Source organism: Parasegetibacter sp. NRK P23 (genome assembly GCF_023721715.1).
Classification (GTDB): Bacteria; Bacteroidota; Bacteroidia; order Chitinophagales; family Chitinophagaceae; genus Parasegetibacter.
The window spans coordinates 101,258-123,287 of record NZ_JAMDLG010000001.1; the positions used below are offsets into that span (position 1 = coordinate 101,258).

Consider the following 22,030-nt stretch of genomic DNA (forward strand, 5'->3'; position numbering starts at 1 on the left):
GGAAGAGATGCTACTTTTGTCTAAATATAAATTTAGACATGTCTAAAAATAAGTTGATAGGATGGGTAAAATATCTTTCAGCAACGCTAAATATATTACTCGTTTCAACAGTATCCGTTTCTGCGCAGGAGGAAAGCCAGGCTAAAACTGATTCGCTGGAAGAAGTGGTGGTGAGCGGTGGAATGCGGGAAGTAACCCGGATGATGAGTCCGATTCCGGTAGAGCGTTATTCCGCGCAGTTCTTCAGGAAGAACCCCGTACCCAATCTATTCGAATCGCTCAGCCTGCTCAACGGCGTTCAGCCACAAATCAATTGTAATGTTTGTAATACCGGGGATATCCATATCAATGGAATGGAAGGACCTTATACCATGGTATTGATCGATGGAATGCCGATTGTAAGTAGTCTTTCCACCGTATATGGTTTAATGGGTATTCCTTCCGGGTTAATAAAGAGGATAGAGGTCATCAAAGGGCCATCCAGCACTTTGTATGGTTCTGAAGCAGTGGCGGGATTGATCAATGTGATTACGCAGGAACCTGGTTCCGCCGGTAAATTCTTTACAGATATAAATGTCACCGGATATAGAGAGTTAAATGCCGATGTAGCCGGAACGATAAGAGCGGGGAAATGGAGCGGTTTGTTAGGACTGAACGCCTTCACTTTTCAACAAAGAAAGGACATCAATAAGGATAACTTCACCGATATCGCTTTACAGGAAAGGATTTCCTTCTTTCAGAAATGGCAATTGCAAAGGGCGAACGTCCTGCCTTTTTCCATTGCCATGCGACTTTTCACGGAAGACCGGTGGGGCGGGGAGATGCAATGGAGCAAGAGGTGGCGCGGCACCGATAGTATTTATGGCGAAAGCATCCGTACCAAAAGGGCCGAACTCTTCGGGCAATATGGTTTCCGGGTAAAACAACTTCCTTTGCTGTTGGAATATTCTTACAATATCCACGATCAGAATGCGGCTTACGGCAACACATTTTACAACGCTTCCCAGCACACGGCTTTCTCCCAGTTCAGGTGGAACGCTTCGTTGGGGAAACACCATCTTGTAGCAGGTATTCCTTTCCGTTATATCCGTTATGATGACAATACACCTGCTACACAACATGCGGATGGTAGTTCCAGACCCGACCATGCCATTACTACCGGGGTATTCTTCCAGGATGAATGGGAGCTGAACCGTGCCTGGACCCTGCTCTCCGGTGTGCGGTCAGAATGGAACAACCGTCATGGTTGGATACCATCTCCCCGTGCGGCCCTCCGGTTCAGGCCCGATGGCAGGCAAACCATCAGGTTAAGTGCCGGCAATGGTTTCCGCGTGGTGAATCTTTTTACGGAAGAGCACCAGGCTTTGAGCGGCGCGCGCGAACTGGAGATACTAGGAAATCTGAAGCCTGAAAAAAGCTGGAACTTCAACCTCAACTACGCCGGGCAATGGGCCATGAAAAAAGGATTTTTCGGAATAGATGCTTCTGTTTTCTACACCTATTTCACCAACAAGATCATCGCCGATTACGATACGGACCCCGATAAAATCATTTACGCCAATCTCGATGGTTCTGCGGTTTCAAAAGGCTTCAGCCTGAACTCGGAAATGAACATCGGCAATAAACTTAAACTGATCACGGGTTTCAGTGTAATGGAAGTGAGCAGTACAGAAACCGATGCCTCAGGGAAAAAGACCACACAACCCGTGCTTTTTGCCCCTGAATGGACCGCCAACTATGCCTGGAGTTATATTCCGGGATGGGGGGGGCTCTCCTTCGATATCACCGGGAAAACATATGGTCCCATGCGGCTACCCGTGGTACCCAATGATTTTCGTCCAGCGTACAGTCCTGTTTTTACCATCCTGAATTTCCAGACCACGAAAAAAATAGGTGAAAAAACGGAGCTATATGGCGGTGTGAAAAACCTCCTCAATTTCTTACCGGAAAACCCCATCCTCCGTCCCGAAGATCCCTTCGATAAAAATGTGGATGTAAACAATCCGAACGATTACCGTTTCGATCCTTCTTACAATTATGCGCCAATGCAGGAGAGAAGATGGTTTGTGGGGATGCGGGTGAAGTTGTAGCCTCATCCCGCCCCCTCTCCCCGGGGAGAGGGGCATTGTTCGTGGTATTCGAATTATTTAACGCGCATAAAAAGACGAATGCACGAGGTTGTAATTACTCCGTGCATTCGTTTTTACTGGTAGCATCAGTACTTTTTCTGATGTATGGTAACAAGGTTGTAAAATGCTTTTACCACAAAAATAACACCTCACAAAATCAGCCTTCCAAACGCCGCGTCCTGCGAACTGCGAGGAACGAAGCAGTGAAGCAGGCTCCTGCGAGGAACGAAGCAATCTTGAGAAAGTCTTACTCACCCCCTTTCGTTCTTCTAATAACTTCTAGTGAAAATAACCCCAACAAAAAAGGAACAAGCACGCAGCAGTTTCAACCACTCCTTGCGTCCTTGCTCCCTGCGAACTGCAAGGAACGTGCAGTGAAGCAGGCTCCTGCGAACTGCAAGGAACGTGCAGTGAAGCAGGCTCCTGCGAAGCACAAACCAGCCGCATGAAACCTAAGCCTCCGCCATATCCGGAATAGCCTCCGCCTTATAGCTTCCCGCATCCAGCTTCTCTTTTGTTTCTTCAAAAGCTTTCAGCGTAAGCTCGATATCTTCATCCGTATGCACCGCGGTAGGAATCAGCCGGTAAATAATATGTCCTTTAGGAATAACGGGATATACCACGATAGAGCAGAAAATATTGTAGTTCTCGCGCAGGTCCATCACCATCGCCGTTGCTTCTTCCACACCACCTTTCATGTACACGGGGGTAACTACGGAGTCGGTTTTTCCGATATCGAACCCTTTTTCTTTCAGGCCGTTCTGCAGTTTTAAAGCGTTCTCCCACAACTTCGCTTTCATTTCCGGATGTTTGCGCATCAATTCCACCCTTTTCAGGTGACCGATCACCAGTGGCAGGGGAACGGACTTCGCAAAGATTTGTGAGCGAAGGTTATAGCGGAGGTAATCGATGATGGCTTTATCGCCGCTGATGAATGCGCCGATAGAAGCACCAGACTTCGCGAAAGTATTGAACAGCAAATCTATTTTATCCTGGATACCTTGTTCTTCACCGGTTCCCGCACCTGTTTTACCGAGGGTACCGAAGCCGTGCGCGTCGTCCACCAGCAGGCGGAAATCAAACTTTTCTTTCAGGGCGGCGATCTCTTTCAGTTTGCCCTGGTCGCCCGCCATACCGAAAACACCTTCGGTTACCACGAGGATACCACCACCTGAGGTTTTGATCATTTCGGTGGCGCGTTTCAGTTGCTTTTCGCAATCCTCGATATCATTGTGTTTGAATACATAACGGTGTCCCTGGTGTAGCCGGAGTCCGTCGATGATGCTGGCGTGGCATTCCGCGTCGTATACGATCACGTCGCGGCGGGTACAGATGGCGTCGATGGTACTCATGACGCCCTGGTAGCCATAGTTCAGGAGGCAGGTATCTTCCTTGCCCATGTAGTCGGAAAGTTCTTTTTCGAGTTGCTCGTGGTAATTGGTATTACCGCTCATCATGCGGGCGCCCATGGGGGAGGCCAGTCCATAATCAGCGGCGGCCTTCGCGTCGGCTGCGCGCACTTCGGGATGGTTAGCGAGACCGAGGTAGTTGTTCAGGCTCCAAACGATCTTTTCTTTGCCGCGGAAAAACATCCGGGTGCCGATTTCCCCTTCCAGTTTCGGGAAGGCGAAATAACCATGTGCTCTCTCTCGGTGCTGGCCAATAGGGCCCTGGTTACTCAGTAAGCGCTCAAAAATATCTGCCATATGCTCCTGTTGATTAATTGAAAATTTGTGCAAAGGTAAAAAAAACTGTTGTAAAGGGCGGTTTTCGTGGAAACGGTTCATGGGAAAACTGTATCGGAATCTGGTATTATTCACGTTATGTTAAAACACATAGTTCGGGAGATGTAGTAGCTTTACGCCTTCATTTTAAGTAAGTTGACCTTTTAAGAATGCCAAAAACATACAGCAAAGCATGAAAAGAGCCGTTTTTACCGGGGTCCTGGCGGCCCTCTCTGTATTAGGTTTCACTCAGAAGCCCGCTCCGGCAGGTATTGCCCGTCCTAAACTGGTGGTGGGTATCGTGGTGGACCAGATGCGTTGGGATTTTCTCTACCGTTATTACGACCGTTATGAAGCGAACGGCGGCTTTAAAAGACTGGTTAACCAGGGATTTACCTGTGAAAATACTTTTATCCCTTATGCGCCCACCATTACAGCCTGCGGACACGCCTGCGTGTATACGGGTTCCGTGCCCGCCATCAACGGAATCACAGGGAACGGCTGGTGGGACAGGGCCGAGGGCCGCTCGATTTATTGCGTGGAAGATAAATCCGTGCAAACCGTTGGCGCAACCGGCTCCGCAGGAGAAATGAGCCCCAGGAACCTGCTTGCCACCACCATCACCGACGAACTCCGGCTGGCCACCAACTTCAGGAGCAAAACGATTGGCGTGGCCATTAAGGACCGTGGCGCCATTCTTCCTGCCGGACATGCCGCCAACGGCGCTTTCTGGTACGATGGTAAATCAGGCAAATGGATCAGCTCCACCTATTATGGGAAAGAACTGCCTTCCTGGGTGAATGCTTTCAACGATAAAAAACTGCCCGATCAGTATTTCGAAAAGGGATGGAATACGTTGTACCCTATCAATACTTATGTGCAGAGCACAGCCGATCAGAAAGCATATGAATCCAGGCCCCTGGGTTCCTCGGCCGCAGGATTTCCTTACGAGTTGAAACGCTTTATTGGCAACAATTACGGCGCGATATCTTCTACTCCTTATGGCAATACGTTCACCCTTGAAATGGCCAAAGCCGCCTTGCAGGGCGAACAACTGGGTAAAGGAAACTTTACGGATTTCCTGGCCGTAAGTCTTTCTTCCCCGGACTATATCGGACATGCTTTCGGACCGAATTCCATTGAAACTGAAGACGGCTACCTCAGGCTGGATAAAGACCTGGGCGCTTTCCTGAACCACCTCGACCAGCAGGTAGGGAAGGGGCAGTACCTCGTTTTTCTTACCGCCGATCATGGTGTGGCGCATGTGCCTGGTTTCATGAACGAAAACAAATTGCCAGGCGGTACTTTCGACGACGGGGCCTGGATGAAAAAAATGAACGCGGACCTCAAAGAAAAGTTCGGGCAGGATAAGCTGATCCTCAGTACCTACAACTACCAGGTACACCTCAATTATTCGTTAATGGATTCCGCTGACATCGATGAAGAGGATGTAGTGGAAATGATTACCCTGGCGCTGAGGAAAGAAGACGCTGTCGCTAACGTGTTTGAAACGGCGGACATCAGTGAAACAACACTCAACGCCACCGTGAAAGAACGCATCACCAACGGGATATTTTACCCCCGCAGCGGCGACATACAATTCGTATTGAAACCAGGGTACATCGATGGCGGAAAAACCGGTACCACACACGGTTTATGGAATCCTTACGATGCCCATATTCCCCTGGTGTTCTATGGCTGGAACGTGAAGCCCGGGAAAACCAACCGCGAAACCTACATGAATGATATCGCGCCCACCATCGCCGCTATGCTGCGCATTCAGATGCCAAGCGGCTCCGTCGGGAAAGTGATCACTGAAATCGGTTTCTAAAACAAAACATTCCATAAAGCGGGGGTACATCAAATATTGGTGTGCCCTCGCTCTTTTCTATACTATGCCCAAATTCATCAATTCCTATTGCCGTTCGTAAATATGCCGCTGAAATCTGCTCTACAAAACACAGCTTGTTGCTGAAATTGGGCTATCCTTGCAGCAGCTAAAGCACCAGCCCGGTTACCGGGAAAAAACCTGACACATTATGCGCAAAACACTGAGTACACTTATCCTGGTATTCACCAGCACCTTTGCCTCCTTCGCACAAAACGGAGAACCTTTGCCCTTAGATCCCTCAGTGCGGAAAGGCACCTTGCCCAACGGACTTACTTATTACATCCGCGCCAACAAAATTCCTGAAAAGCGCGCTGAACTCTACCTGGTGAATAAGGTGGGGTCCATTCTTGAAGACGAGAACCAGCGTGGGCTGGCGCATTTCGTGGAACACATGGCCTTTAACGGTACCCGTGATTTCCCTAAAAACACCTTGATAGATTACCTTCAGAAAGCGGGGGTGAAATTCGGCGCCGATATCAACGCGTACACCAGCTTCGATGAAACGGTGTACCAGTTGCCCATCCCCACCGATACGCTTGCGGTTTTCGAAAGAGGGTTTGATATGCTCCTGAACTGGGCTGGTTTCATTTCTTTCGATCCGGAAGAAGTAAACGCGGAAAGAGGCGTGATCCTGGAAGAATCGAGGCAGCGTGGAAAGAACGCCCAGGAAAGAATCCAACAACAGGCGTTGCCTATTCTTTTCAACAATTCCCGCTATGCGGAACGGATTCCCATCGGGAAGGAAGATATCCTGAAATCCTTTACGGTGGAAACGATTAAGAAGTTTTACAAAGACTGGTACCGTCCCGACCTCCAGGCCATCATCGCCGTTGGTGATTTTGATGCCGACCAGGTGGAACGCTGGATCAAAGAGAAATTCACGGTGCTGAAAAATCCCGCCCAACCACGTCCACGGGTAAAATACGAAGTGGGCGATCATGCGGAAACCTTCGCGAAAGTGATCACCGACAAAGAGTTTCCTTACACCGTGGCGCAGGTAGTGTACAAATCCAAAACCACACCCATCACCACCGCAGCGGGTTTCCGCGAGCAAATTCGGACCGAGTTGTTCAACACCATGATGGCCGCAAGGATCCAGGAAGCTACCCGCAAACCGGAAACACCGTATTTCTTCGCCCAGAACGCCATATCACCATTCCTTGCGGGACTACAGGCTTATCTTTCTATCACCGTTGCGAAGAATGGCCAGCTTGATAAAGCCGTGACCGCCGTACTGGAAGAAAATGAAAGGATCCGCCGTTTCGGGTTTACCCAAACGGAGCTGGATCGCGCAAAAAAGGACCTGCTCACCCAAAGGGAAAGCGCTTTTAAAGAGAGGGACAAAACGAAATCAGCCGCTTATGTGGCAGCCTACCAGGGCAATTTCCTGACGGGAACTGCGGTGCCGGGTTCGGAATATGTCTACAATTTCTACAAAAAAACAGTGCCCGAAATCCAACTGAAAGAGGTGAACGAACTGATCAATACATTCGACCAAAAGAAGAACAGGGTGGTATTGGTGCAGGCCCCTTCTAAAGACAGCGCCGGCCTTCCTTCGCAACAGCAACTACTGGATTGGGTAAATACAGACCTCAGTTATGTAAAAGCCTACGAGGATCAAAGCACTAATGAGCCTTTGCTCGCCACAATACCCACAGGCACTAAAGTTACTGGCACCAAAGCTTTCAGCGCAATTGGCGCGGAGTTGATCACATTGGGTAACGGCGTGCGCGTATGGCTGAAGCCCACTGATTTCAAGAACGATGAGGTCAGGTTCAGTTCCTACAGTTTTGGGGGGACCTCGGTTGTGGATGAAAAGAAATTGCCTTCAATTCTGATGGCGGCAAATATTATGGGACAAAGCGGTGTGGGTAAATTTGATCCTACCGTTTTGGGTAAGATGCTGACCGGGAAAAACGTGTCAGTATCCGCTTACGTTTCCGAAATAAGTGAAGGCGTTTCAGGTATAGCCACACCTGCCGATATTGAAACTGCCCTTCAACTTGTTTACCTCTATTATACCGCTCCGAGGAAAGATACCACTGCTTTCAGAACAGCCATTGCTGAAACGAAGTACATGCTGCAGAACAGGGCGCTTGATCCTACCGCTGTTTTTTCAGACACGCTGGAAGCCATTATGAGTGGGTATCATCCCCGCAGAACCAATCCTACCATGCAGATGCTGGATAAAGTTTCCCTGGATGAAGTTGTGGATATGTACAAAGATCGTTTTGCCGACGCCTCAGATGCAGTATTTGTATTTGTGGGCAACTTTGATAAAGCGAAACTGCTGCCGTTGCTTGAAAAATACATTGGCGGATTACCTGCCACCAACAGGAAAGAAAGCTTCAGCAACCTGGGCATCCGCCCATTGCCGGGGGCTGTGAAAAAGACCGTGTACAAAGGACAGGACGATAAAAGTGCCGTGGAACTTATTTTCAATGGTCCGTGGAAATGGTCCCCGGCCAATAACCTGCGCCTCAGCGCGCTTACCGAAATCATCAACATCAAGATGGTGGAGCGCCTGCGGGAAAAAGAAGAAGGCGTGTATTCGCCCTCCGTTTCCGAAAGCTACTCCAAGTTACCCGAGCAACGTTTTACACTTTCCATCTCCTTCACCTGTGATCCTAAGAATGTGGACAGGCTGATTGAAGCCGCATTGGATGAGATACGGAAAATCAAAAAGGATGGTCCTTCCGCTACCGATTTGCAGAAGTTCAAGGCGGAAGAAAGAAGGGCACATGAAGTGCGGGTAAAAGAGAATGGTTATTGGTTGAATTACCTCCTCCAGCAGTCGAGGAATGGTGAACCGGTGGAGGAGATGAACAATTACCTCACGGAACTGGAACAACTCACACCTGCGGTGTTGAAGCAAACGGCACAGTTACTGAATGAGCAGCAACTGATCAAAGCTGTGCTGATGCCGGAGAAAAAATAAGACAATCAGGGCCTGTTGCGCAGGGAGGATTCCCTGATCAGCAGGTCCGATTTCAGAATGATGGAAGAAGTGGCTGAAAGTGAGCTCACTCCTTTGAGGTGGTTGATGAGGTTCCGGGCGGCCACTTCGCCCACTTCCACACCCGGATAGTTGATCGTACTGAGACGTGGCTCCATGAGGGTGCTGATCTCGTCGTTGTTGAAGCCGATCACCGCAATATCTTCAGGAATACGGAAGCCGAGTTGTTTCAGGGTTTGCATACAAACGGCAGCAGTGAAATCGCCTGCGGCGAACAGCCCGTCGGGGCGGGGATTCATTTCCGCGATGCGCTTGCTTACATTTACGGCATCATCCCGGTCCATATCTGTTGTAAAAACGAATTCATCGTTGAACGGGATACCATGGTCCTCCAATGCTTTCCGGTAGCCTTCATAACGCAGCGCGTATACGTTCCGGGTATTACTTCCGGTAATGTGCACAATTCGTTTACAGCCCTGTTCAATAAGGTGGCGGGTGGCGGTATATCCTGCTTTAAAGTTGTCGATGATGATCTTGGTGCCCGCGCTGCTTTCTTCCACGCGGTCGAAGAATACGACGGGGATATTTTTCTGAAGGAAACAATCGAAATGAGAAAGATCAGGGGTATCGAAGGCGAGTGAAGCGATCAGGCCATCCACTCTTTTATGGAAAAGGTTTTCCACGTTCGCCACTTCTTTGGCCCCGCTTTCCGCGGAGTGGCCGATCAGGATATCATAGTTTTCCGCTGCAGCGATCTTTTCGATGCCGGCCAGTACGGAAACCATAAAGTAGCTGTGCAATTCGTGCATCAATACGCCGATGGTATGGGTCTTTTGCTTGCGTAAGTTACTGGCGAAGGCATTGGTACGGTAGCCCATTTCCCGGGCCTTGGTTACAATTTTTTTCTTGGTGGCCTGCTTCACCGCCGGATGATCGCTGAGGGCGCGGCTCACCGTGGCGGAAGAAAGTTTTAACTCCCTGGCAATATCGTATATGGTTACTTCCCGTTGGATCATCTTTGGCTGAATATGGGCCAAATGTAGTTAAAACCCGCTTTGATATAACAGAATACCTTGTTTGATCCTCTCACCCTTTACGTTTCTGTTCTTTGAGAGGAATTTAGAAAGTCTTTAGGTAGTTGGTCAATTATTTTACTTCACACCTGAAAGCACCTTCAGTAATGTTTTTACTTGTACCGTTTTCATCACTGAGTTTCCCGCTGAAGGTTCCGGTTATTTCGGTGGCTGTCACAGAAGAAATGGTTGCCTGAAATGAATTGGGTGGAAGGTCTTCTGCACTCCAGTCTTCATCACCTTTCAAATAATTGGCCGCCATAATGTAACTGTTGACGGTTGCTTTTGTTTTGTATGTACCCGTGGTGAGCGCATTACTATTTGTCAGGTTAACGAAAGTCAATGTTAATGAGTTATCAGCATTTACATCTTCTAATCCAACTAGAAAGTAACTGGTCAAACCTGCCGCAGATACTTTATTTGCCGTTACGGAGTATTTGATCTCCCTGGTTTGGCCATCTTCCTTAAAAATCATGTGAAACCCTGCCGGAATACTGGTTGAGCCACCGCCCGTGTTACTACCTCCGCCACCTGTATTGGTTCCACCTCCTCCACTATTATCCACGGGATCACCAACTTCGAAACTCTCTTCTTTTCCACAGGAAGCGGCGATAAGGCTAACAAAAAACAGGGCTGCAAGAATGGAACGCATTGTTTATAAGGTTTGAATGAGGGCAAAATAATCAATTTGAATAAAAAACAGGCAACGGCTATGGAAAATACCCATATCTGTTGCCTGTTGGAATATTGGAAGTAAACCGGCCTTATTTTGCCAGTTTCGCTTTCAGGTTCTGGTCCAGTGCATCGAGGAACTCTTCGGTGTACAGGTAATGCTCACCGTGGTTCACCTTGTTGCCATGGATACAAACGGCGAGGTCCTTGGTCATTTTACCGCTTTCCACGGTTTCAATGCACACTTGTTCCAGGGCCTGGCAGAAATCGATCAGTTCCTGGTTGTTGTCCAGGCGGCCACGGAATTCCAGTCCACGGGTCCATGCGAAAATAGACGCGATGGGGTTGGTGGAAGTGGGTTTTCCTTTCTGGTGTTCGCGGTAGTGGCGGGTAACAGTGCCGTGTGCGGCTTCTGCTTCCATGGTTTTACCGTCGGGCGTAACCAGCGTGGAGGTCATGAGGCCCAGAGAGCCGAAGCCTTGTGCCACGGTATCACTTTGTACATCGCCATCGTAGTTCTTACAGGCCCATACGAAGTTGCCGTTCCATTTCAGGGCGGAGGCTACCATGTCGTCGATCAGGCGGTGTTCGTAAGTGAGTTTTTCCGCGTCGAACTGCGCTTTGAACTCGTTCTCATATACTTCCTGGAAGATATCTTTGAAACGGCCATCGTATTTTTTCAGGATGGTGTTCTTGGTGCTGAGGTAGAGGGGCCATTTTTTGATGAGGGCCTGGTTGAAGCAGGCGCGGGCGAAGCCACGGATGGATTCGTCGGTATTGTACATGGCCAGGGCCACACCGTCACCTTTGAACTGATATACTTCGTGCTCGATCACTTCTCCATTCTCGCCTTCAAATTTGATGGTGAGTTTGCCTTTTCCCTTCACCACGAAATCGGTGGCGCGGTACTGGTCGCCGAATGCGTGGCGGCCAATGCAGATGGGCGCGGTCCAGTTAGGAACAAGGCGGGGAACATTGGAAGTAACGATGGGCTCACGGAACACCGTTCCATCAAGGATATTACGGATCGTACCGTTGGGGGATTTCCACATTTGTTTCAATCCGAACTCCTTTACGCGTTCTTCATCCGGCGTAATGGTGGCGCATTTGATGCCCACACCGTATTGCTTGATGGCGTTGGCCGCGTCAATCGTAACCTGGTCGTTGGTCTGATCGCGGTATTCCATGCCAAGATCATAATATTTGATGTCCAGTTCCAGGTAAGGAAGGATCAGCTTATTCTTGATAAAGGACCAGATGATCCTCGTCATTTCATCTCCATCCAGTTCTACAACGGGATTTGCTACTTTGATTTTTTGTGCCATAGCAGTGGTTTTTTTAATGTTGTTCAAACAAAAGTCTGCAAATCTAATGGATAATCTAACACGAACAACCCCGAAGCTTATGGCACAAACCGGGTAAAACTTTGTAAAAAATACACATTCATGGGGCCAATAGTCTATTTTTGTTTTACCTAAAGCCAAAACTATTGAACCCTACTGAAGCGATATTCCAGTTCATCAGGAGGTTCATAAAGATCTCCGAAGAAGAAATGCACGAGATAACACCCTATCTTCAGGTGCGCTATTTCAACAAACGGTCTATTGTGGTGAATAAAGGCGAGATAGACCGTTATTTCAATTTTGTGATGGAAGGCCTGGTGAGGAAGTACTTCGTCCACAACAACAAAGAAATCAACCTGTACTTCGCGCGGGAAGGAGAAATCATCAGCAGTACCCGTTCTTTTATTCAGCAACAGCCTTCCGATGTGATCCTGGAAACCCTGGAGGCCACTTCGCTGATCTCCATCCGTTTTGAGGACCTGGAAACGATCTATGCGCGTCATCCTTTTTTTGAAAGAATCGGGCGACTGGTACTTGCCGACCAGCTCATCATGAAAGATGACTGGGAGATGAGTTTGCTGAAAGAAACCGTGCGGGAAAGGTTTGTGAACTTTGTAAAGCACCATCCCGATCTGTTGCAGCGTGTGCCACAGAAAATGCTTGCCTCCTTCCTGAACATTGAACCGGAAACGTTCAGCAGACTGAAACACCTGCTGATGAAGCCCCCGGCAACGGAGTAAAGCTTTTAAGGCAGGTTCACCACCAATACCGGCACCTTCAACTCATGCCGCACGGCGTTCACGGTTTCCCCGTAGAGAATGTCTTTAATACCGGAATGCCCGTGCGCCCCAATCACCAAAGCGCTCGCATGGTGCAAGTGCACCAGCCTTACGATTTCCCCGGCCCGCATGTTGAAACCGAGTTCGTGTTTCGCTTCCAGTCCCATATTCGTAAAGCGTTCAGTGTATTGTTGCAGCCTCAGTTCATCTTCCCTCGTTTCATAATCATCCGTAACGGCGCCGTGTATACGCGCAGAAACGCTTTCCACCACGTGAATCAGAATGTAAGACGCGTTTTTTCCGCTGCCTAACCCAATAGCATGGGATAATAATTTTTCATCGTTCGAACTGAAATCCAGTGCGATGGCAATACGGTCATATACCGGTGCCAGTAGCGGCGCTCCATGGGTGGCATCATGTATCTGGATGCTGTTTTCTTTTTTCTTCCTGGAATACATTAACGGGTACACCACGGCGATCACCAGCAGTACGGCGAAAAGAATGGTGCCCGTAATGGCAAGCGCCTGCATGGGTAAACTCGCATTGCTCTGAACATAATCCCACACCATTTCGATCACCATCCGCAGGTTCAGGTATACGAGTACCGCCGTAATGAGCCAGGAGAAAAACTGTGTGAATGGTTTAATGGCGAAACTGCCCATCTTTTTTTTATCGCTCACGAAATGGATGAGTGGAATGATGGCGAAGCCCAGTTGCAGACTCAGCAGCACCTGGCTGAACACGAGCAGGTTGTCCACTTCATTTTCTCCTGAGATAAGGATCACGGCTACTGCGGGACCAATTGCCAGTAAGCGCGTGAGTAACCGCCGCGCCACCGGGTTGATGCGCAACCTCAGGTAGCCTTCCATCACGATCTGGCCCGCCAGTGTGCCGGTGATGGTGGAGCTTTGTCCTGCGGCGATCAACGCCACGGCGAACAATACCGGCGCTACGCCTGAGCCCAGTAAAGGCGCCAGCAATTGGTGGGCATCGCGAATCTCGGCCACATCGGTGCGCCCGGTTTTAAAAAACACGGTGGCGGCCAGTACCAGTATCGCCGCGTTCACCAGGAAGGCCAGGTTAAGCGCAATAGCGCTGTCGATAAAATTCAGTTTGAGGGCCTTTTTAATACCGGCAGGATCTTTCCCGATCTTACGGGTTTGCACCAGCGCCGAATGGAGGTAGAGGTTATGGGGCATTACCGTGGCACCAATGATGCCGATGGCGATGTACAGGGCTTTCGTATCCGGAATAGTTGGGATAAGTCCGCCGGCCACTTCGCCCAGGTCCGGCTTTGCGAGTATGATCTCGCCAAGAAAGGAGAGCCCGATTACGGCCACGAGTCCGATGATGAAAGCCTCCATTTTCCGGATGCCCGCTTTCTGCAGGAAGAGCAGCAGAAAAGTGTCGAGCACAGTGATGCTTACGCCCCAGATCAAAGGGAGACCGGTAAGTAACTGGATACCGATGGCCATCCCCAGCACTTCGGCCAGATCGGTTGCGGCGATGGCGAGTTCCGCCAGGATATAGAAGATAAAGTTCAGTCCTTTCGGGTACATCTCCCTGTTGGCCTGCGCCAGGTCGCGGCCGCGTACGATGCCCAGCCTTGCGGAAAGACTTTGCAGCACCAGCGCCATGATATTACTCATCAGCAGTACCCATACCAGGGAATAGCCATATTGGCTGCCTCCGGCGATATCGGTGGCCCAGTTGCCGGGGTCCATGTAGCCCACGCTTACAAGATAGGCGGGGCCGAAGAAGGCGAATATCTTTCTCCAGCGGGTTTTGCGTTGGGAGGGGTCAACACTGGCATGTACTTCGCTCAGCGATACATCGTCTTTGGTTCTCTGCATCATGTTCTTACGAATAAGTTTCTCGCCACCTGCTCACTCACGGTAAAAGAGGGGAGGTTGCGTATTTTCACTTCCAGCGAATTGTCGAATCCGAATCTTTTTTTCACTTCCAGCTTTGTACCGAGTTGAATGCTTTTGTGGGTGAGGAGTTCCAGCATATCGCTGGATTGGTCGCCCACATTACAGATTTCGGCGGAAACGTTGAGGGGGAGGTCCAGCAAACTAAGTTGGCAGGTGGTTTCCACGTTGCCTTCTTTGTCGGGGATAGGGTCTCCGTGTGGATCCACTTTTGGAAAACCGAGGTACTCATCAAGCCGGTCCACCAGTTTACGGCTGGTCACATGTTCCAGTTCTTCCGCGATTTCGTGTACCTCATCCCAGGTAAATTGTAGTTTCTCTACCAGGAAATACTCCCACAACCGGTGCCGCCTGATCACGAGCAAAGCAAGCTTACTCCCTTCGCCGGTGAGGCGGAAGCCCTGGTAACGTTCATAATGTACCAGTTTCTTCGCCTTCAGCTTCTTCATCATATCCGTTACGCTCGCCGGTTTGGTGGCCAGTTCCTGTGCCAGTTCATTCGTGGTAACATTCCCTGCTTCCTGCTGCAGGTGGTAGATCGCTTTAATGTAATTCTCCTCGCTTACTGAATAATTCACGTGCTTTAAAAAAGGTTTTAGACAAATCTAAAAAATATTTCTGTTATATGCGCCGCTAAAAGATGGGGCTTTGCGGGAAAATTATATTTTTAGCCCCTGTTTACAGGTTCAGGAACGAAGTGCAATGGTTCGTTCCGGCTGACCACCTAAAAAAAATCGGATGAAAAACTGTGCCTGGTTATTAGTGTTCGTTGCGTGGATGGCCATTGGATGTAAGGATAAAAAGAAAAGCCTGTCGGGAGAGGAAGAAATGACCATCTCCGACTTCATCACTTCTTTCGATGAAAGAGCGCTCCCCTTTAACCTGGAAGATACCTCACTCAATAAAAAGGAGCCGGATTCCCTCAAAATCGGCTATTCGCTTTTCACAGGGTTCGTTCCAGATACTATTTTCAGAAAAGAATTCGGCAAAGGTGTGAAACCCACGTTGTTTCCATTGGGGCGAATCAGCGTGAAGGATAAAGAAACTTATGTGATGATTAAAGCGGTAACCGCTAAAAGAAGGGCAGCCTACATTCTTGCCTTCAATGAACTCGACAGTTTTGTTACCGCCATGCCCCTGCTTACTGGAGAACGTGTTGCCAATACAGGCTTCAGCGCCGCTATCGATAAACGCTACACCATCACGAAAACAAAGCTGCGCCGTCAATCTTCCGGAGAGATGCTTTACACGAAGGATGCCTACGTTTTCAACAGTGCCGGCGTTTTTACCCTGATACTTACGGAATCTAACGATGTTTCCAAAGTCCAGGAAATGGTGATCAATCCCATCGATACCTTTCCAGCCAAACACAAATGGGCAGGCGATTACATACAGAATAAGAAAAACTTTGTTTCCGTCCGTGATGGCAGGAACGATAAGGAAGTCGATTTCTTCATTCATTTCGAAAAATCAGGCGATTGTAATGGTGAACTGAAAGGTACCGCGAAGTTCATCGCCCCCAACATTGCCCAGTTCTCCGAGCCCGGAGATCCCTGCGTACTTCAACTTAAATTCTCCGGTTCTTCCGTTACGTTAAAAGAAGAAAAAGGCTGCGGCGCTTACCGCGGCATCAAATGTTTCTTCGAAGGAAGCTACACCCGGAAGAAGAAAAAGAAGTGATGCCGGATGACGGGATTGAATTATGTTTGCGTACTAAATACACATTAAATTTTTAAGATAATGAGTTTCAGAAATTACCGCGTTCCCTACACAACAGATGAAAGATATTCTAAAAAGATAGCCTACTTTTCCAGTGAGTTCGCGGTACACCAGCCCCTGAAGATATACAGTGGTGGCCTGGGGTTCCTCGCCGGATCGCATCTCCGCAGCGCTTATGAACTGAAGCAGAACATGATCGGCATTGGCATCCTCTGGAAATACGGGTATTATGACCAGTCGAGGAACCAGGACCAGACCCTGCAGGTTACCTTCATGGAAAAGCAATACAGTTTCCTGGAAGACACGGGCATCCGTTTCCAGATCAACATCCACGACCACCCGGTTTGGGTAAAGGCGTATTACCTGCACCCGGATACTTTTAATACCGCGCCGCTGTTCCTGCTCTCCACGGATTTGCCGGAGAACGATTATGTTTCGCAGACCATCACGCACCGTTTGTACGATGCCAACACCGCCACGAAAGTGGCGCAGTACATTCTTTTGGGAGTGGGTGGCGCCAAATTGCTGGATGAGATCGGCTTCAACCCCGACCTGCACCACCTCAATGAAGCACATGGCCTGCCGGCGGCTTTCTACCTGTACCGCAAGTACTACAACAATATCGAAGAAGTGCGGAAGCGCCTGGTGTTCACCACACACACACCAGAAGAAGCGGGCAATGAGCGGCACGACATTTACCTCTGCCACAAGATGAGTTATTTCTGTGGACTGAACATCGAAGAAGTGCGCGCGCTCACCGGTATCAACGACGACCAGTTCAACCATTCGCTCGTGGCGCTGCGCTTCGCGAAGCTGGCCAACGGCGTATCACAACTGCATGGCAGGGTTTCCCGCGAAATGTGGAGCAAATATCCCGGCATCTGTAACATCATCTCCATTACCAACGCGCAGAACTGGAAATACTGGGCCGATAAGCAATTGTACCGCGCGGTGGATGAAAGCAACGATTTCATTTTCGACGACCGGAAGCGTTACCTCAAAAAACGCGCGTTCGATATCGTGGCCGATCAAACCGGAAAACTGTTTAACCCCGATGTATTCACGATTGTATGGGCACGCCGTTTCGCGGGTTATAAACGCGCCGATTTCTTTACAAGAAACGAAGAACGTTTCCGCGCGTTGATGAACAATACGAAATACCCCGTGCAATTCATCTGGGCCGGAAAGCCTTACCCGCTGGACTATCCCGCGATCGGTGAGTTCAACAACCTCGTGCACATCAGCAAGCAATACCGCAATATGGCCGTAGTGATCGGGTATGAACTGAGTTTGTCGAAACGCCTGAAACAGGCCGCAGACTGCTGGCTGAACAATCCCCGTGTGCCCCGCGAAGCTTCGGGCACAAGTGGTATGACCGCCGCCATGAACGGAGCCGTGAACTTCTCTACGGATGATGGATGGATTCCGGAATTCATTAACCACGGTAACAATGGTTTCGTGGTGCCCAAGGCCGATTACGCCAATATGCACGTGCAGGAACAGGACCAGTACGACCTGGATAAACTGTACGAAATACTCGAAAAACAAATACTTCCCCTTTATTACGAAAACAAAGATACCTGGCGCCAGATTTCCAAAAACGGTATGCGCGACGTGCGTTTCCAGTTCGATTCCAACCGGATGGCACACGAGTATTACGAGCAGTTGTATAAGTAACGTACCTTTGCGCCATGCATTACGTTTCAGCTGAAGGATTAACGAAGAGTTACGGTATCAATCCACTGTTCAGGAACATTTCGTTCCACATTAACGAAGGAGACAAAATAGCTTTGATCGCACGCAACGGGGTGGGAAAATCCACCCTGTTGCGCATTTTAAGCGGTACGGAAACACCCGATGAAGGAAAACTCTTCATCCACAAAGATGTTACCGTGGCGCTTTTTGAGCAGGATCCAAAATTCGATGAGGAAAAAACGGTACTGGAAAATATCTTCCATACCAATCACCCTGTATTAAATGTAATCCGGGAATATGAAGCCGCCGCCGAAAGTGAAGACGGGGAAGCCCTGGCTGAATTGTTCGGGAAAATGGATGACCTCAACGCCTGGGAATTTGAGGTGAAAGTGAAACAAATCCTCACCAAACTGAATGTGCACCACCTGCAACAAAAGGTGAGCGCATTGAGCGGTGGTCAGCGCAAGCGCGTGGCGCTCGCGAAAACCCTGATCGATATCGGCTTCGACCATAAGCACACGCTCCTGATGATGGATGAACCCACCAACCACCTGGATGTGGAAATGATCGAATGGCTAGAGAATTACCTCAACCAGGAGAATGTAACCCTGTTGCTGGTGACCCACGACCGCTATTTCCTGGACGCTGTATGCGAAGAGATATGGGAGCTGGAACGCGAGAACATGTATGTGTACCGCGGCGATTACGAGAATTACATGGAGCGGAAAGCCGCGCGTATCGACAGTGAACTCGCCAGCATCGATAAAGCCAAAAACGAATACAGAAAGGAACTGGAGTGGATGCGCAAACAGCCCAAGGCGCGTACCACCAAAAGCAAGAGCAGGCAGGACAATTTCTATGAAGTGGAATCCCGCGCCAAACAAAAGATTACGGATGCACAGGTACAGCTGGAAGTGAAAATGAGTCGCCTGGGCGGAAAAATCATTGAAGCGAAAAAAGTATATAAAAGTTATGGCGATCTTACGATCCTGAAAGGATTCGACCATACATTCGCGAAAGGTGAACGCGTTGGCGTGATCGGGAAGAATGGCGTAGGGAAGAGTACATTCCTCAATATATTACAGCAACTGGAGCCTGCGGATAGCGGAAAAATCAATGTGGGGGATACGGTGGTGTTCGGGAACTTCTCCCAGCAGGGGTTGGTAATCAAAGAGAATCTTCGGGTGATCGAGTACGTGAAAACATTCGCGGAAAGTTTCCCGCTCGCTAATGGCGGTAGTCTGAGCGCGGCGCAGTTCCTCGAATTGTTCCTTTTCTCTCCCGATAAGCAATATACCTACCTCAACTCACTGAGCGGTGGCGAAAAGAAAAGACTGCAACTGCTGACGGTGCTGTTCAGGAACCCCAACTTCCTGATCCTGGATGAGCCGACCAACGACCTTGATCTTCCCACGCTCAGCGTACTCGAAAACTTCCTGAGCGAATACCGTGGATGCGTATTGATTGTTAGCCACGACCGTTATTTCATGGACCGGTTGGTGGACCATCTTTTTGTTTTTGAAGGCGATGGCGTGGTGCGCGATTTTCCCGGGAACTACAGCAATTACAGGATCTGGCTGAAAGAAAATGAGAAGAAAGACAACAAATGGAGCGACCTGGAAGCGCACAAAAGAAAAGGAGGTTCCATTGAAGAGGTGGCCGTGAAAGCATCAACTGCTGAAAAGCCGGCAGATGCCACATCGAAAAGAAAGCTGAGTTTTAAGGAGAAACGGGAATTTGAAATGCTGGAAGCGGAGATTGCCACCCTCGAAAAGGAAAAAGCGGAAATTAACGAAAAATTGGCCGCCGGTTCCATGCAATATGAGGAACTTCAGGCGTTGTCTGAAAGGATCGGCACGATCTCTGAACTGATAGAAATCAAAGAGATGCGCTGGCTGGAGCTGAGTGAAATGAATTCCTGACCGTTAAAAATTAAATATCCGGATATGAAAAAAGTAATCTTTACCCTCGCTGTATGTACGGTAACCCTGGGCGCTGTCGCGCAGAATCCGCTTAAAAAACTGGGTGATATCGCCAACTCTGTGAAAAGTAATAAGGGCGCGGGATTGAGCACGGAGGAAATCGCGAATGGATTGAAAGAAGCTTTGAAAGTGGGGGCGGAGAACAGTACCGGAAAGTTGTCTTCGGTGGATGGTTTCCTGAAAGATGCCGCGGTAAAGATTCTGATGCCGGAAGAAGTGGTGGCCGTGGAAAAAAAGATGCGTGCGTTGGGAATGGGTAAACTCATCGATAATGCCATCACCAGTATGAACCGCGCGGCGGAAGACGCATCCAAACAAGCCGCGCCTATCTTCCTGAACGCCATCAAATCCATGAGCATCACCGATGCCCTGGGCATCCTGAAAGGAAGTGACCTCGCCGCTACTGAATACCTGAAAAAATCAACTACCAATCAGTTAACGGAAGCATTTAAACCAGTGATTGCCGCTTCTCTTGAAAAAGTGGAAGCTACCAAATACTGGAAAGACGTGTTCACCGCTTACAATAAATTCTCTTCTAAACCTGTAAACACTGACCTCACAGCATATGTCACCGGTAAATCGCTGGATGGCATCTTCTATTACGTGGGCCTCGAAGAACAAAAGATCAGGAAAGACCCTGCTGCTCGGGTAAACGACGTACTGAAAAAAGTTTTCGAATAGTTTAACATTTTTTTTAGGGGTTTTCGTAAATATCATTAAATTAAAGTGATATGAAGCCCCGCTTTGCAAACTCACTCATCACTGCACTCACTTTCACGGCCTTCGGGCTGATCTGGATTTATTTTACAGATGACCTCTTCCTGGGATTGGCGGGTTCCGATATGGAGCGATACCATACCTTTCAGCATTACAAGGGAACGCTCTTTGTAGTATTGGCATCCATCCTGGTATTCTGGGTAAGCTTCGGCCTCAGTAAGAGCCTGCATAAGGTGAACAAGGAGGTGAGCGCCAATAATGCCGAATTGCAAAGGCTTTATACCCAAACGCTGGAGCAGGAAAAAGCACTTAAATTATCTTATGAAAGGTTCGCGCTGTTAAGCAAAGCTACAGGCGATGCAATATGGGAATACAATTTCGCTGATGGCAGTTCCTATGCGAATGAGGCCCTGAAAGACCTGTTCGGATACGAATCAACGGAGTTGCGTGACAATTTCAACTGGTGGACGAGCAATCTTCATCCAGATGATAAGTTGAGGGTGATCGCCAGGACGGAAACAGCATTGAATGGTAAAGAAATCGTGTGGCACGATGAATACCGTTTCCGTGCTAAAGACGGCTCCTACAAAGTGGTTTTCGACCGCGGCTTTATCCTGCGCGATGAACAGGGAAAGCCACGTAAACTGATCGGCGCCATGCAGGACGTAACACTCCAGCGCAGGTTACAGCAGGAACTGATCAACGAAAAAGTGGCCCGTCAGAAAGAGATCGCCCAAGCCACCATCCAGGCGCAGGAAGCGGAACGGAAACAGTTGGGGGAGGAATTGCACGACAACATCAACCAATTACTGGCCACCACAAAACTTTACCTCGATCATTCGCTCAATAACCCCCAGTTCGCGGAGGAATTCACCCGGAAAAGTATCGGCAACATCGTCATGATCATTGAAGAAATCCGGGCGTTGTCGAGGTCACTCACACCGCCGAGCCTGGGAGACCTGGGGCTGAAAGACGCGTTGCAGGACCTCTGTACCAATATTGAAGTGGCGGGTACCATCGAATTCGATCTCCAGCTCAAAGGTATTTCCGATTCAGAAATTTCAAATGAAAAAAAGATCAGCCTTTACAGGATCGTACAGGAGCAACTCAACAATATCCTCAAACATGCCAATGCCAGTCTCGTGAAAATTATCCTGGAAAAACAAGATGAGGAAATCGTGCTTGTCATAAAAGACAACGGCAACGGGTTTGATCCCAAAACTGCACGATATGGACTGGGTTTACACAATATCCGGAACCGCGCCGAACTTTATGGCGGCAGTATGGAACTCTCCACCGCCCCGGGAAAGGGCTGTACTTTACGTGTTTGCCTGCACATCTGACCATTTTCATGATAAGATTCCGCATAAAAAAAGGACAGGCGGTTACCATCTTACAGCTATTTGTGTAATTTTAATA

The 22,030-nt window shown here is 49.0% G+C and carries 15 protein-coding genes; 9 read left to right on the forward strand and 6 right to left on the reverse strand.

Going from position 1 to position 22,030, the window contains the following annotated elements:
* Positions 1 to 38 precede the first annotated feature (38 nt).
* Positions 39 to 2,090 (forward strand): TonB-dependent siderophore receptor, encoded by a 2,052-nt coding sequence (locus M4J38_RS00375; protein WP_251757543.1) that lies wholly within the window; start codon positions 39 to 41, stop codon positions 2,088 to 2,090.
* Between the two features lie 491 nt (positions 2,091 to 2,581).
* On the opposite strand, the gene M4J38_RS00380 is transcribed toward M4J38_RS00375, so the two are convergent.
* Complete coding sequence (locus M4J38_RS00380) at positions 2,582 to 3,835, reverse strand: pyridoxal phosphate-dependent aminotransferase family protein (RefSeq protein WP_251757544.1); 1,254 nt, start codon at positions 3,833 to 3,835, stop codon at positions 2,582 to 2,584.
* Positions 3,836 to 4,046: 211 nt separating this feature from the next.
* On the opposite strand from M4J38_RS00380, the gene pafA reads away from it, so the two are divergent.
* Positions 4,047 to 5,684, forward strand: a complete 1,638-nt coding sequence (pafA, locus tag M4J38_RS00385; protein WP_251757545.1) for an alkaline phosphatase PafA — start codon at positions 4,047 to 4,049, stop codon at positions 5,682 to 5,684.
* A gap of 208 nt (positions 5,685 to 5,892) precedes the next feature.
* Complete coding sequence (locus M4J38_RS00390) at positions 5,893 to 8,682, forward strand: pitrilysin family protein (RefSeq protein WP_251757546.1); 2,790 nt, start codon at positions 5,893 to 5,895, stop codon at positions 8,680 to 8,682.
* 5 nt (positions 8,683 to 8,687) lie between these two features.
* Here M4J38_RS00390 and M4J38_RS00395 read toward each other — a convergent pair whose 3' ends face one another.
* The 3 genes from M4J38_RS00395 to M4J38_RS00405 form a co-directional block, all read right to left on the reverse strand.
* A complete protein-coding gene (locus tag M4J38_RS00395) occupies positions 8,688 to 9,716 on the reverse strand; it encodes a LacI family DNA-binding transcriptional regulator (RefSeq protein WP_251757547.1) in 1,029 nt (342 codons plus the stop codon).
* Between the two features lie 130 nt (positions 9,717 to 9,846).
* Positions 9,847 to 10,425: a hypothetical protein gene (locus tag M4J38_RS00400; protein WP_251757548.1), complete on the reverse strand. Its 579-nt coding sequence runs from the start codon at positions 10,423 to 10,425 to the stop codon at positions 9,847 to 9,849.
* A 112-nt stretch (positions 10,426 to 10,537) separates the two neighbouring features.
* Positions 10,538 to 11,770, reverse strand: a complete 1,233-nt coding sequence (locus tag M4J38_RS00405; protein ID WP_251757549.1) for an NADP-dependent isocitrate dehydrogenase — start codon at positions 11,768 to 11,770, stop codon at positions 10,538 to 10,540.
* A gap of 164 nt (positions 11,771 to 11,934) precedes the next feature.
* Here M4J38_RS00405 and M4J38_RS00410 point away from each other — a divergent pair, with 164 nt between their 5' ends.
* The gene (locus M4J38_RS00410) at positions 11,935 to 12,528 is read left to right on the forward strand and encodes a Crp/Fnr family transcriptional regulator (protein WP_251757550.1); all 594 of its coding nucleotides are present in this window, start codon (positions 11,935 to 11,937) and stop codon (positions 12,526 to 12,528) included.
* A gap of 5 nt (positions 12,529 to 12,533) precedes the next feature.
* On the opposite strand, the gene M4J38_RS00415 is transcribed toward M4J38_RS00410, so the two are convergent.
* Positions 12,534 to 14,423 (reverse strand): Nramp family divalent metal transporter, encoded by a 1,890-nt coding sequence (locus M4J38_RS00415; RefSeq protein WP_251757551.1) that lies wholly within the window; start codon positions 14,421 to 14,423, stop codon positions 12,534 to 12,536.
* Complete coding sequence (locus tag M4J38_RS00420; RefSeq protein ID WP_251757552.1) at positions 14,420 to 15,076, reverse strand: metal-dependent transcriptional regulator; 657 nt, start codon at positions 15,074 to 15,076, stop codon at positions 14,420 to 14,422. Before M4J38_RS00420 ends, M4J38_RS00415 begins: the two co-directional genes overlap by 4 nt.
* Positions 15,077 to 15,236: 160 nt before the next feature.
* On the opposite strand from M4J38_RS00420, the gene M4J38_RS00425 reads away from it, so the two are divergent.
* From M4J38_RS00425 to M4J38_RS00445, 5 genes are read left to right on the forward strand one after another with little or no spacing between them, the layout of a single operon-like run.
* Positions 15,237 to 16,178 carry a hypothetical protein gene (locus M4J38_RS00425; RefSeq protein WP_251757553.1) on the forward strand — a complete coding sequence of 314 codons (942 nt, stop codon included), beginning with the start codon at positions 15,237 to 15,239 and terminating at the stop codon, positions 16,176 to 16,178.
* Positions 16,179 to 16,238: 60 nt separating this feature from the next.
* Positions 16,239 to 17,894, forward strand: coding sequence for an alpha-glucan family phosphorylase (glgP, locus tag M4J38_RS00430; protein WP_251757554.1), 1,656 nt, complete (start codon positions 16,239 to 16,241; stop codon positions 17,892 to 17,894).
* Positions 17,895 to 17,908: 14 nt separating this feature from the next.
* The gene (locus M4J38_RS00435) at positions 17,909 to 19,834 is read left to right on the forward strand and encodes an ABC-F family ATP-binding cassette domain-containing protein (protein WP_251757555.1); all 1,926 of its coding nucleotides are present in this window, start codon (positions 17,909 to 17,911) and stop codon (positions 19,832 to 19,834) included.
* Positions 19,835 to 19,858: 24 nt separating this feature from the next.
* Complete coding sequence (locus M4J38_RS00440) at positions 19,859 to 20,575, forward strand: DUF4197 domain-containing protein (protein ID WP_251757556.1); 717 nt, start codon at positions 19,859 to 19,861, stop codon at positions 20,573 to 20,575.
* A 50-nt stretch (positions 20,576 to 20,625) separates the two neighbouring features.
* Positions 20,626 to 21,954, forward strand: a complete 1,329-nt coding sequence (locus tag M4J38_RS00445) for a PAS domain-containing protein (RefSeq protein ID WP_251757557.1) — start codon at positions 20,626 to 20,628, stop codon at positions 21,952 to 21,954.
* Positions 21,955 to 22,030 lie beyond the last annotated feature (76 nt).

Excerpts from the sequence above, each read along its gene's own strand:
- M4J38_RS00375 (WP_251757543.1), top strand. The coding sequence starts at position 39 with ATGTCTAAAAATAAGTTGATAGGATGGGTAAAATATCTTTCAGCAACG.
- M4J38_RS00380 (WP_251757544.1), bottom strand. The coding sequence starts at position 3,835 with ATGGCAGATATTTTTGAGCGCTTACTGAGTAACCAGGGCCCTATTGGC.
- pafA (WP_251757545.1), top strand. The coding sequence starts at position 4,047 with ATGAAAAGAGCCGTTTTTACCGGGGTCCTGGCGGCCCTCTCTGTATTA.
- M4J38_RS00390 (WP_251757546.1), top strand. The coding sequence starts at position 5,893 with ATGCGCAAAACACTGAGTACACTTATCCTGGTATTCACCAGCACCTTT.
- M4J38_RS00395 (WP_251757547.1), bottom strand. The coding sequence starts at position 9,716 with ATGATCCAACGGGAAGTAACCATATACGATATTGCCAGGGAGTTAAAA.
- M4J38_RS00400 (WP_251757548.1), bottom strand. The coding sequence starts at position 10,425 with ATGCGTTCCATTCTTGCAGCCCTGTTTTTTGTTAGCCTTATCGCCGCT.
- M4J38_RS00405 (WP_251757549.1), bottom strand. The coding sequence starts at position 11,770 with ATGGCACAAAAAATCAAAGTAGCAAATCCCGTTGTAGAACTGGATGGA.
- M4J38_RS00415 (WP_251757551.1), bottom strand. The coding sequence starts at position 14,423 with ATGATGCAGAGAACCAAAGACGATGTATCGCTGAGCGAAGTACATGCC.
- M4J38_RS00425 (WP_251757553.1), top strand. The coding sequence starts at position 15,237 with ATGAAAAACTGTGCCTGGTTATTAGTGTTCGTTGCGTGGATGGCCATT.
- glgP (WP_251757554.1), top strand. The coding sequence starts at position 16,239 with ATGAGTTTCAGAAATTACCGCGTTCCCTACACAACAGATGAAAGATAT.
- M4J38_RS00435 (WP_251757555.1), top strand. The coding sequence starts at position 17,909 with ATGCATTACGTTTCAGCTGAAGGATTAACGAAGAGTTACGGTATCAAT.
- M4J38_RS00440 (WP_251757556.1), top strand. The coding sequence starts at position 19,859 with ATGAAAAAAGTAATCTTTACCCTCGCTGTATGTACGGTAACCCTGGGC.
- M4J38_RS00445 (WP_251757557.1), top strand. The coding sequence starts at position 20,626 with ATGAAGCCCCGCTTTGCAAACTCACTCATCACTGCACTCACTTTCACG.